Source organism: Olivibacter sp. SA151 (genome assembly GCF_054130995.1).
The window spans coordinates 1,417,124-1,428,851 of the sequence record NZ_CP096391.1 but is presented as its reverse complement, the minus strand read 5'-3'; the positions used below and the strand labels follow the sequence as shown (position 1 = coordinate 1,428,851).

Annotated in this window: 9 protein-coding genes; 3 read left to right on the top strand and 6 right to left on the bottom strand. The window is 41.3% G+C overall.

The window, feature by feature from the left end; translation table 11 throughout:
- Nucleotides 1-53: 53 nt before the first annotated feature.
- The 3 genes from M1D52_RS05525 to dapA all read left to right on the top strand — a co-directional run bounded on the left by M1D52_RS05525 (nt 54) and on the right by dapA (nt 3,445).
- Complete coding sequence (locus M1D52_RS05525; protein ID WP_013663375.1) at nt 54-239, top strand: hypothetical protein; 186 nt, start codon at nt 54-56, stop codon at nt 237-239.
- Between the two features lie 215 nt (nt 240-454).
- A complete protein-coding gene (ligA, locus tag M1D52_RS05520) occupies nt 455-2,473 on the top strand; it encodes an NAD-dependent DNA ligase LigA (protein WP_013663376.1) in 2,019 nt (672 codons plus the stop codon).
- A gap of 66 nt (nt 2,474-2,539) precedes the next feature.
- Complete coding sequence (gene dapA, locus M1D52_RS05515; RefSeq protein ID WP_013663377.1) at nt 2,540-3,445, top strand: 4-hydroxy-tetrahydrodipicolinate synthase; 906 nt, start codon at nt 2,540-2,542, stop codon at nt 3,443-3,445.
- A 97-nt stretch (nt 3,446-3,542) separates the two neighbouring features.
- On the opposite strand, the gene M1D52_RS05510 is transcribed toward dapA, so the two are convergent.
- From M1D52_RS05510 to murG, 6 genes are all read right to left on the bottom strand, one after another.
- A complete protein-coding gene (locus M1D52_RS05510) occupies nt 3,543-4,784 on the bottom strand; it encodes an aminotransferase class I/II-fold pyridoxal phosphate-dependent enzyme (RefSeq protein WP_013663378.1) in 1,242 nt (413 codons plus the stop codon).
- Nucleotides 4,785-5,101: 317 nt separating this feature from the next.
- Nucleotides 5,102-6,799 carry a cell division protein FtsZ gene (ftsZ, locus tag M1D52_RS05505; protein WP_013663380.1) on the bottom strand — a complete coding sequence of 566 codons (1,698 nt, stop codon included), beginning with the start codon at nt 6,797-6,799 and terminating at the stop codon, nt 5,102-5,104.
- A gap of 256 nt (nt 6,800-7,055) precedes the next feature.
- Nucleotides 7,056-8,390 (bottom strand): cell division protein FtsA, encoded by a 1,335-nt coding sequence (gene ftsA / locus M1D52_RS05500; RefSeq protein WP_013663381.1) that lies wholly within the window; start codon nt 8,388-8,390, stop codon nt 7,056-7,058.
- 2 nt (nt 8,391-8,392) lie between these two features.
- The gene (locus M1D52_RS05495) at nt 8,393-9,226 is read right to left on the bottom strand and encodes a cell division protein FtsQ/DivIB (RefSeq protein WP_013663382.1); all 834 of its coding nucleotides are present in this window, start codon (nt 9,224-9,226) and stop codon (nt 8,393-8,395) included.
- Nucleotides 9,219-10,583: a UDP-N-acetylmuramate--L-alanine ligase gene (murC, locus tag M1D52_RS05490; RefSeq protein WP_437394396.1), complete on the bottom strand. Its 1,365-nt coding sequence runs from the start codon at nt 10,581-10,583 to the stop codon at nt 9,219-9,221. Before murC ends, M1D52_RS05495 begins: the two co-directional genes overlap by 8 nt.
- A 21-nt stretch (nt 10,584-10,604) precedes the next feature.
- Entirely contained in the window at nt 10,605-11,720 is a 1,116-nt protein-coding gene (murG, locus tag M1D52_RS05485) for an undecaprenyldiphospho-muramoylpentapeptide beta-N-acetylglucosaminyltransferase (protein ID WP_013663384.1), read from the bottom strand.
- Nucleotides 11,721-11,728: the final 8 nt, after the last annotated feature.

Genomic DNA, 11,728 nt, shown 5'->3' with positions numbered 1-11,728 from the left:
AAATCACGTTACGTGTTTTTACTTTTTATTAAAATCAAGGAGGGACTAGGAAAATGAAGAAATTATTTTTAGTGTTGATGGCAGCGATTTATTCTAACTTAGCATTAGCGAACCAGGTAGGTACGGACGAAGAGTATAGTACACCCAAAACCGTAGCTTATCTTGTTATTGGCGTTATCTTGGTAACAATTATTGCAACCGTGCTTTATAAGCGTCCTAAACGCAAATTTAATGAATAAGTAGTACCCTTGTGCAAGGGTACTACTCTAAAATTGATAGCAATTCATTTTTCCAACTCGATTTCCCGGTTTAAATAGGCAGCTCCAATTTCTAATAAGGTGGCACGTTCAGATTCAAAGTATAGTTTCTCTCCCAAAAAATGCACCCGATCCTAAAAAACACCATTCCCATTTAAGATTGTCCTAGAGAACTAGAATTTTTATTAACTTCGCATATGCAAAGGAATGATGCATTAAGCCGCATTGAAGCGCTAACAAAAGAACTGAACGATCACAATTACAAATATTATGTACTCGCACAACCGAGTATATCTGATTTCGATTTTGACCAAAAGTTAGCTGAATTAGCTGCCTTGGAAAAGGACTATCCCGAGTTTTTAGACCCTGATTCACCAACGCAGAAAGTTGGCGGGGATATTACTAAACAATTCAAGACAGTCCGTCATAAGTGGCCTATGCTCTCTTTGAGTAATACCTATAGCGAGAAAGAGCTAAAAGACTTTGATGAACGGATCCGTAAGGTGCTGGGTGACGATTTTGAATATGTATGCGAGCTGAAATTTGACGGCCTATCTATCAGTTTAACTTACGAACAGGGCGTACTTACCAGGGGTGTCACAAGAGGTGACGGTACGCAAGGCGACGAAGTAACCAGCAATATAAAAACGATAAAAAGTGTTCCCAATAAAATTAAATCAGGCCACTTTCCGGATCTTTTTGAGATCAGAGGAGAGGTTTTTATGCATAGAGCGGCCTTTGAACGACTGAATAAGGAACGCCTGGAAAACGACGAAATTCCTTATGCCAATCCGCGTAATTTCGCAGCAGGCACCATCAAGCTGCAGGACTCCTCAGAAGTAGCTAAGCGTCCACTGGATTGCTTTCTTTATTTCTTATATATGGATAACCGCGATCGGTTATTCAAAACACATTGGGAGAGCCTAGAAGCCGTTAAATCGTGGGGCTTTCATGTTAGCGAACATACAAAGCTTTGCCGCACGATCGACGAGGTCTTACAGTTTATTTCCTATTGGGATGATGCTAGGCATAAGCTTTCTTACGATATTGACGGGATAGTGATTAAAGTAAACAGTTATGCACAACAGCACGAGCTCGGCTTTACCGCAAAGTCGCCGCGCTGGGCAATTGCTTATAAATATAAAGCTGAGGAAGTGGAGACCATCCTCAAATCCGTAAGCTATCAAGTAGGACGAACCGGTGCAGTAACACCCGTTGCAAATCTAGAACCCGTACAACTCTCCGGAACAACAGTAAAAAGAGCCACACTTCATAATGCCAATGAAATAACGAGACTCGATCTTCATGAGTTGGATACCGTCATGGTAGAGAAGGGCGGCGAAATTATTCCAAAAATCATTGGTGTAAACAAGGACAAACGCGTTCCTGACACGAAACAGATAGCCTACCCCACACACTGCCCGGTATGCAACACAGTGTTGATCCGCAAAGAGGGCGAAGCCGTGCATTATTGTCCCAACGAATTGGGATGCCCTCCTCAAATAGTCGGGAAGATTCAACATTTCATCAGCAGAAAAGCAATGGATATTGAAGGGATGGGAAATGAAACAGTTGAAGTATTGTACAAAAAGGGATTACTGAAACAGATAAGCGATCTTTATCAATTACATCATCATAAAGAAGAACTTGAACAGATTGAACGCTTTGGTGAAAAATCGATCAACAATATGCTTCTTGGTATTCAGAAGTCGAAAGAGCGACCTTTTCAGAAAGTGCTGTTCGGTCTCGGAATCCGTTATGTAGGCGAAACTATTGCCAAGAAATTAGCGAATAGCTTTAAAAACATCGACAACCTCATTCAGGCGAGTGTAGAAGAGATTGCCGCTGTTGACGAAATAGGAGAGCGAATTGCCCAAAGCGTTAAGGAGTATTTCAGCAACACGCTTCACTTACATCAAGTTGAAATCCTAAAAGGCGAGAATCTACAGTTCGCTATTATTGAAGAAGAATTTCAATTGAACAGCAATAAGCTAGCCGACAAGTCTTTCGTGATATCAGGCGTATTCGAACACTATAGTAGAGAAGACCTCGGTAAAATCATTGTTCAAAATGGAGGCAAACTACTAAGCGGTATTAGCGCCAAGCTAAATTACCTCGTAGCCGGAGACAATATGGGCCCCTCCAAGCTCGCCAAAGCACAGAAATTTAATATCCCAATCATTTCAGAAGTGGAGTTAATAAAAATGATTCAGTAGCTTTGCAAAACGTACTTCACATAATGAATATAGAAGAAAGAATAATAAATCAAAACATAAAAAGGAATGAATAGCCTACATGGTGCCGGAGTGGCATTAGTAACCCCATTCAACAGCGATGGGAGTATCGACTTTGAGGGATTAGCTAATTTGATCGAGTATCAAATAGAAGGAGGTATGGACTATCTGGTTAGTATGGGTACAACCGGAGAAGTCGCTACATTGACAAAAGAAGAGAAGAAAAGTATTTTAGACTTCACTGCCGAGAAAGTTGCGGGACGCGTACCTTTGGTAGCCGGTTTCGGAGGAAATAACACCGCTGAATTGGTTGCGCAAATAAAGGACTTCAAAAATCCGGCTTATCAAGCTATTTTATCCGTAAGCCCCTATTATAATAAACCAACTCAAGAAGGAATTTATCAGCATTATAAGGCAATCGCACAAGCTACGGATCTTCCTATTATACTATATAATGTACCCGGCAGAACGGGAAGTATGATAAATGTCGATACCATTATTCGCTTAGCCAATGATTTTGACAATATCATTGGTGTAAAAGAAGCCTCCGCTAACTTTGAGCATTTTACACGTATTATGGCAAACAAGCCGGATAGCTTCTTATTGATTTCAGGCGACGATGCCCTTACCCTTCCCATGATGTCTTTGGGAGCTGTTGGCGTAATCACGGTAGTCGGGAATGCCTTCCCAAAGCAAACTCAGCAGCTAGTGAAATATTGCAATGAGTGGCACTATGAAGAAGCTCGCAAGCTTCATTATGAGCTACTAAATATCGATGACTTATGTTTCATTGAAGGGAACCCTGCAGGTGTCAAAGAGATGCTCCAGGAGCTCGGCGTATGCAAAAATTATGTACGGTTACCTTTAGTAAGTGTAAGTGAAGAAACAAAACGGAAAATTGCGCTGGCCGTTAATGATCTACAAGCTAAAACAAAACTAGCAGAAGCGAACTAAGCAATAATAACAATAAAGCTAAAGCTAAGACAATAATAAGAAAGCCTCCTAACATTCGATTAGAAGGCTTTTTTATCATAAAAACAAGGTCGCGCGATTAGGCCGGCACAACTTGTTGTTCTCTATAGTGACCGTTGTTCAATTTCTCAGCGATTTCCGAGAAAGCGAAAATTGTTCGATTCACATCTTCAAGAGTATGCATTGCCGTCGGAATCAAGCGCAGTTCAATTTGTCCCTTCGGAATTACCGGATAAACAACAATAGAACAAAAAATACCGTAATTTTCTCTCAAGTCCATCGTTAATGCAGTCGCTTCTGATAGGTCGCCTTTCAGAAATACAGGCGTAACCATGGTATTCGTATGGCCTATATCAAATCCGTTATCTCTTAGGCCTTTCTGCAAGGATAAAGCTACTTCCCAAAGTTTTTCCCGAAGCACAGGCTGCCCCTTCAACAATTCTAAACGCTTCTGAAGGCCCACAACCATAGGCATAGGTAAAGATTTCGCAAAGGTCTGAGAACGCATATTATAGCGCAAGAAGGTTACAATTTCCTCATTAGCTGCCACAAAAGCACCAATACCGGCCATTGACTTGGCAAAAGTGCCGAAATAAATATCTACACCATCTACGCAATCCTGAGCCTCATGCGTTCCAGCTCCAGTTGGTCCCATAGTGCCGAAGCCATGGGCATCGTCTACTAACAATCTAAAATTAAACTCACTCTTTAACTCGTTGATCTCCTTTAATTTGCCTTGGGCACCCGACATACCAAATACACCTTCAGTAATAAGAAGAATGGCTCCACCTGTTTGTTCAACTATTTTGGTTGCACGCTCTAATTGCTTTTTACAACTTTCTACATCATTGTGTTGATAGACATATCGCTTGCCCATATGCAATCGAACGCCGTCTATAATGCAAGCATGCGACTCAGCATCATATACAATCACGTCATTTCTATCAACCAAGGCATCGATGATCGACACCATACCCTGATAGCCATAATTCAAAAGAAAAGCATCCTCCTTTCCCACAAAAGCGGCTAGATCTTGTTCCAACACTTCATGTTGATTTGAATTACCGGACATCATCCTTGCGCCCATCGGATAAGCCATACCATATAACTTTGCGGCTTCAGCATCTGTTGCGCGCACTTCCGGATGATTGGCCAAACCGAGATAATTGTTTAGGCTCCAAACAAGATGATCCTTCCCTCTAAATTTCATGTGTGGACCAATCTCACCTTCCAATTTGGGAAAAGAAAAATAACCATGAGACCACTTGTGATGTTGTCCGATTGGACCTAAATTTTTTGATATTTTATCGAATAAATCCAAAGTAAATACGTTTAATTTAATTAATACCTCTCAAAACCACAAATCCAACTTAGGTCTTTCGTAGAAAACGAATTGAAATGTATCCCGTTTACTTGCCTACCCACGGGTTAATCACTACTGTTCAGATTTCCTAAAAGCCACAATACGTGGTTATTAAATTGTTTACAAAGATAAAGTTTCACCTCAGAATTATCAACTTTCTAGTGAACCATATTCGAAATGAGTATAAAAACTTCTCTTTTATGCATTTATTTAAACAAAAAGGCCAGAAGAGTATACTACTCTTTCCGGCCTTTTTTGATATCGTTTATAACAATTTAATCGACATTGTCATGAAGAAAAGAGTTGTTAGGTCTTATTTCAGTGATTCCATCTTCTGAAGAAAGTGTAAATCTTGAAACCTGTGACTCAGAAGAGTGAGGCACCTGATCTAAAGACCGCTGCTTCCTTCTATAGGCTGGCTCATTCTCTATCTCCTGTAGGCCATTGGTAGAACGCAGCTTCATACTTAAGTCTTTTAGACGTAATATACGCTCCTTTGTTTTTCGAAGTTGCTCCTCAATACTTTCGTCCGATTTATATTCATCAACTTGCTTGCTTACCGGGGTGCTCTCTGCTTTTGGTGCTTCATTAAAATCAACAGATTCCGGCGTTGAGGTGGCCGCTGGATCAGACACCTGTTGATTAGTATTCGCTTCGTTCGTAAAGAGAAATTCACTTTCGGAAACCTTCAATTGATATTCGTCAGCGGGCTTATTTTGCTCCGATACCGGCTCTTCCTCTACCAATGTGTGTCTGATAATCTCCTCTTTCTTCGGTGTTGCCACCTTATTATCAACCGGGTTCTGGCCAGATGGTCGTCCAAAGCCGCTAAATAAATCGGCCTGCGGCATCGCTGTCGGCTGTACCTTTGCCTGCACAGGCTCAGCTGGAGCTTTTTCTACAATCTCTTCTTTAGGCTTGTTAATAATTTGATTTACAGGCCTTACCAAAGGCACTTTCTCCTCCTCTAATGGAATTGCAATCCGTCGGTTGCTTTCCTCCTGTTTACGCTCCTCGGTAGTTTGGAAACCGGTTGCAATAATAGTAACCGACAGATCCTTATCCAAGGACTCGTCTAAACAATTACCCCAGATAATTTCTGCCGTGAAACCGGCTCGCTCCTGGATATAATCCGTAATGACCGAAATCTCGTCCATCGTAACCTCTTGCGTTCCGGAAGAAATATTCAACAAAATATAACGAGCACCCTCAATTTCACTATCCTTTAACAAAGGTGATGCCAAAGCACCTTCCACGGCTTTTTGCGCGCGATCATCGCCACTAGCTTTCGCATTCCCCATAATAGCCACGCCGCTATCATTCATCACCGTCCGAACATCCTTGAAATCGACATTGATATAACCGGGAATGGTGATAATTTCCGCGATACCTTTTGCCGCCGTTGTTAAAATATCATCTGCTTTGGCAAAAGCTGAACTCATCGTGAGATTACCAAAGATTTCCCTTAATCTATCATTGGATATAACCAAATATGAGTCGACATATTTCCGCAACTCGCCAAGCCCCTCTTCCGCTTGACTCCTCCGCCTCTTTCCCTCGAATGCAAAAGGGGTGGTAACAATTGCTACGGTTAAGATACCTAGCTCTTTAGCAGCTTTCGCAATAACAGGACTTGCACCGGTTCCGGTTCCGCCACCCATACCGGCAGTGATGAACAACATTTTGGTATTCACCCCTAGCATGCGTTTTATATCTTCGATACTTTCAATCGCAGAATTTTCACCTACATCAGGATCCGAACCAGCTCCCATCCCCTCTGTTAAACTGGCACCTAATTGTACTTTATTAGGTATAGGACTTAACTCTAATGCTTGTGCATCGGTATTGCAAATTATAAAGTCCACACCGCTAATACCCTGTCTGTACATGTGGTTAACTGCATTGCCACCACCTCCGCCAACACCTATTACCTTTATAATAGATGATTGTTCTTTAAGCATTTCAAATTTCATACGTGTATAATTTGTTCCTTAAAGGCTCTATGAAATGTATTTATTCCCTGCTCCTTTTCAAATCTGTAAAAGTATGCCGCGTCCTTTTCTTCCTGTTCATCTGCAAGTACGCGTACCCATACTGTCTTAATTTACTCTAAATGAGTGGTATCCTGATTTAATATTTACGTAACTTTCGCATTGTAATATTAATACTTTTTCCACAATTGTTTTCCACAATTGTTTATAATGTGGAAAAAAAACCGAGTGTTGAAAACTATTTAATATAGTCTGTATCTTCAATTTTATTATCATCGCTGATATAGCGAATAATCTTATCTAAGAAGCCAAATGTCTTCTTTCCTTCTTCCGCTATACCTTTGACAGCTTGGCTCTTTACCGGGTGCTCCACCTCGTTATATTCGGCGGCCTCAATTCCCTTGATTAACAAGCCAATACCCGTTGCATAGAGTGGACTTTTCAGTTCATCATAAGTGTTCTTCGGCAGCACTTCATTTTTCGACAAATGTTCATTTGGCATACCGATACGACATTCCAAACCAGTCACGTATTCCACCAATTGAACTAGGTGTTTTAATTGCGCCCCTCCTCCTGTAATAACGATTCCACCGATAAGTTTACGCTCATATCCGGATGACTTTATTTCATAATAAACATGTTCTATAATTTCTTCCATCCGGGCTTGAATGATATAGGCTAAATTTTTAACCGAAATCTCTTTGTGTTCCCTTCCACGCAACCCCGGCACACAAATTATTTCATTTTCCCGGTTTTCTTCCGCTAATGCGGAACCGAATCTAACTTTTAACAATTCTGCCTGATTACGCAGAACCGAGCATCCTTGTTTGATATCTTCGGTTACAATATTCCCTCCCAAAGGAATAACGGCCGTGTGTCTAATAATACCTTCATGGAAAATCGCTACATCCGTAGTTCCGCCACCAATATCGACTAAAACAACACCTGCGTCCTTCTCTTCAGGGCTAAGCACAGCTTCGGAAGAGGCTAGCGGTTCCAGAATAAGCTCTTGCGCCTCTAAACTAGCATATTCAACACAACGCTTAATATTTCTTACCGCGCTGACATGGCCCGAAATAATATGAAAATTAGCTTCCATACGTCGACCGGCCATACCAATCGGGTCTTTTATACCTGGCTCATTATCAATTGTAAACTCTTGCGGTAGCACATGGATGATCTCCTCCCCCGGAGGAAGCACCAATTTATACATATCCTCTACCAGCTTCTCTATATCTTTCCTACCAATCTCATTATCATCTTTTCTTGTTAGAATACCCCGATGTTGAAGACTTTTGATATGTTGACCAGCAATACCAACATTTACAACTTTGATATCGACATTGGACTGCGCACTTGCTTCTTCGACAGCTTTAACAATACTTGTAACTGTTTTTTGAATATTGGCAACTACTCCACGGCTCACGCCCAGCGATTCTGCTTTACCAATGCCCAATACCTCTATCTTATTATGCTCGCTCCTCCGACCTACTGTTACGCAGATCTTTGTTGTACCAATATCTAGACCAACAACTATAGGAGCGTCCTTCGGATTAGTAGTTCGTTTTTCCATGTCTAATGCGTGTTAATATGCTGTTTATTATTTTTTTCCTTCTGTATAATACTATCTGCCTTCTCGCAAACAATTTGATTTGCAAATTTTAAATTCACGGTCTTGTAAGTTCCCCATCCTGCCTTCGGAATAATTTGCTTATAAAAGACCATTAACCTGTTAAATTTATTCGGCAACGAATCAGCGTTACCCAAAACGATCTTTTGGTTTCCTACTCTAGGCACAATTTCGATATCTTGTTCTTCATTTACATATAGCTGCTCCACTTGACTGTTCCATAACGAGTCCTTTCCTAAAAAATCAGCCACCTTGCATAAATCCTTTACGAGTGTGGAACGAACGGTATCTCTTTTTCCATCAAAACGTTCGGATACATTCCCATTTGCAACTATGATATGCGGTGCGTACAATTTAGATGTGGGAAATTTGACACCTTCTTTATCAATATAAAAATCATTTCCAACATTATTAATAATACGCATGATGGCCTCCCGTTGCTCAATTTTAACATGCACCATGCCGTCCATCTCGGTAAAAACCTTTACACTTTGAATAAAAGGATTTTGCGCTAACTTATTTTCTAACTCGTGTATCGGCACGTTTTTCAAAAGGTGTCCTGTCAGCGGACCTTCGCTTTCTTCGATAATGTCGAATACATCTTCCTGCGAAACAAAAGCCTGCGATCCGGGAACAATAATTTTAACTCCTTTACAGGCTATCTCATTCTTTTTGGTATTAATAAACCCCATCAGCACAAAAAAACCGGCTAAGGCTAACACCCAGGTGAATAAATAAGTCACCCGACGCCAATTGATCTTTTTGATGCTATTAAACATTTGTCAAAACCTCCTTTATTGGATTTACTAACAGATCAATATCACCTGCCCCAACAGTAAGCAGCACTGGCGGCCGTTCCCTTTTTATATAAGCCAACACATCCGATGCCGATTGCTTATACTTATGTGTTAACTGCACTTTACTCAATAACCAATCTGAATTCACTCCCTCGATAGGCTGCTCTCTGGCAGGGTATATATCCATTAATAACAAAACGTCTGCCAAGCCCAGCACCTCCGCAAATTCGTCGACGAAATCACGTGTACGTGTAAATAAATGGGGCTGAAAAACGCAGGTAATTTCCTTGTCACCATACAGTTCTTTCATAGCAGACAAACAAGCCCTCAACTCTTCCGGATGATGCGCATAATCGTCCACGTAAACCTGGTCTTCGCGATTTACAATGTATTCGAAACGACGCTTAACTCCTTTAAAGGAAGCAAGTGATCCGCTAATCGCCTCGTCGTCAACACCCAACAGCTTAGCAACGGTGATTGCTGCAACGGCGTTCTCAATATTATGTTTGCCGGCAATACCTAGCTTAATATCAAAAATGGATTTATTGTAACCCAGATAATCAAAATAAAAGCATTTATTCCTTATTTGGATATTTGTTGCGTATACGTCCGCCCTTCTTTCAACTGCATAACGAATATCTGTTGGCAAGTGCAAACCTTCCTTAATAATACGTTTGCCATCTTTGGCTACTTGATTTACAAAAAGCCGGAAAGATTCTAACATATGTTCTGAGTCGCCATATATATCAAGATGATCAGGATCAGTCGCCGTCACCACCGCAATATTGGGATGCAGCGTAAGGAATGACCTGTCAAATTCGTCCGCCTCTACTACGAATAAATCAGAATCCGCAAGCAGTAAATTTGTATTATAATTAGCTGCAATCCCACCCAAAAATGCAGAACAAGGGCGCCCGCTACTTGTTAAAATATGCGCAATCATACTACTTGTCGTCGTTTTTCCATGGGTGCCCGCCACAGCTATCGTAAAATGCGACTCACTTATCTTTCCCAAGATTTCAGATCGTTTATACAAGCGATAGCCCAGCCGCTGAAAAAAAGCTACCAAATCCAAATCTTTTGGAACAGCAGGTGTATAAATCACTAAACTGCCCTCTCGATCTTCAACAAACGGTGGCGCAATCAGGTCTATGTTATCGCTATAAAAAACATTGATTCCTTCACTTGTCAATTGCCTTGTCAAAGAAGTTTCGGTCTTGTCATAGCCATAAACACGCATTCCTTTATGATGGAAGTAACGGGCGAGCGCACTCATACCGATACCGCCTATACCTATCAGGAACACTTGTTTTATCGCTGTCAATACCGTATTTTCCATTTGTCAACCTTTACGTGTCCGTTATTTGTTAAGTTTAATAAGTTCTAAAACCTCTTTCGCGATTACTTCATCAGCATCCACTTTTGCCAAATTTTTTATATTTGCTGATAAAACTTTACATTCTTCCTTATCCTTTATTAACGCAATCACTTCGTCCATTAATGTTTCCCGTGCCTTCAAATCTTCCACCATAATCGCTGCATTTTTCTTGATCAATGCCAGCGCATTTTTTGTTTGGTGATCTTCAGCGACATTTGGCGACGGCACCAGGATTGCCGGTTTTCCAACAGCACATAATTCAGCAATTGTGCCGGCCCCTGCCCGCGCAACGATTACGTCAGCTGCCGCATAAGCTAAGTCCATGCGGTGGAGAAAGGGCTTCAAACAAACATCCTCCAACCCATCGTCTTTGAGCACATCTTGCATTTTTTCATAATAGTAGCTTCCACACTGCCATATAATCTGCAAATTAGCCTTACGCATTTTTTTCAGACCGTTCAGTATACTTTCGTTTAGCGTTCGAGCGCCCAAACTGCCGCCTGTTAGTAAAATCGTCTTCTTATCGTGATCTAAGCCCAGCAATTCTTTCGCCTCAAACTCCTTCCCTACAATATCAACGGCATCACGTCGAATGGGGTTTCCCGTAATCAGCAATTTATCTTTGGGGAAAAAGCGATCCATCCCTTCAAAAGCCACACATATCTTTGATGCTTTCGCTCCTAATTTCTTGTTTGTTATGCCCGCATATGAATTTTGCTCTTGTATTAGATATGGAATATTCAGTCGACCGGCAGCATGCAATAAAGGTCCCGAGGCATAACCACCCACACCGACGACTACATCCGGGCGGAAATTTCGGATAATAGCTCTTGCCCGCTGTATACTTTTCCACAATTTAAAAGGTAGGAGTATATTTTTAAGCAGCGACTGCCTATTGATACCTTGGATATCCAAACCGATAATCTTATAGCCAGCGGCAGGCACCTTATCCATCTCCATTCTCCCATTAGCACCAACGAATAGAATTTCAATAGACGGCTCCAGACGTCGCAACGCATTAGCAATGGCGATGGCAGGGAAAATATGTCCTCCTGTTCCTCCTCCACTAATAATCACACGTTTTGTCTTGCTTTCCATACCTTTTA

Bases quoted from the DNA above. Each gene is read 5' to 3' on its own strand.
- M1D52_RS05495 (WP_013663382.1), bottom strand. From the start codon at position 9,226: ATGTTTAATAGCATCAAAAAGATCAATTGGCGTCGGGTGACTTATTTA.
- ligA (WP_013663376.1), top strand. From the start codon at position 455: ATGCAAAGGAATGATGCATTAAGCCGCATTGAAGCGCTAACAAAAGAA.
- murG (WP_013663384.1), bottom strand. From the start codon at position 11,720: ATGGAAAGCAAGACAAAACGTGTGATTATTAGTGGAGGAGGAACAGGA.
- ftsA (WP_013663381.1), bottom strand. From the start codon at position 8,390: ATGGAAAAACGAACTACTAATCCGAAGGACGCTCCTATAGTTGTTGGT.
- dapA (WP_013663377.1), top strand. From the start codon at position 2,540: ATGAATAGCCTACATGGTGCCGGAGTGGCATTAGTAACCCCATTCAAC.
- M1D52_RS05525 (WP_013663375.1), top strand. From the start codon at position 54: ATGAAGAAATTATTTTTAGTGTTGATGGCAGCGATTTATTCTAACTTA.
- murC (WP_437394396.1), bottom strand. From the start codon at position 10,583: ATGGAAAATACGGTATTGACAGCGATAAAACAAGTGTTCCTGATAGGT.
- ftsZ (WP_013663380.1), bottom strand. From the start codon at position 6,799: ATGAAATTTGAAATGCTTAAAGAACAATCATCTATTATAAAGGTAATA.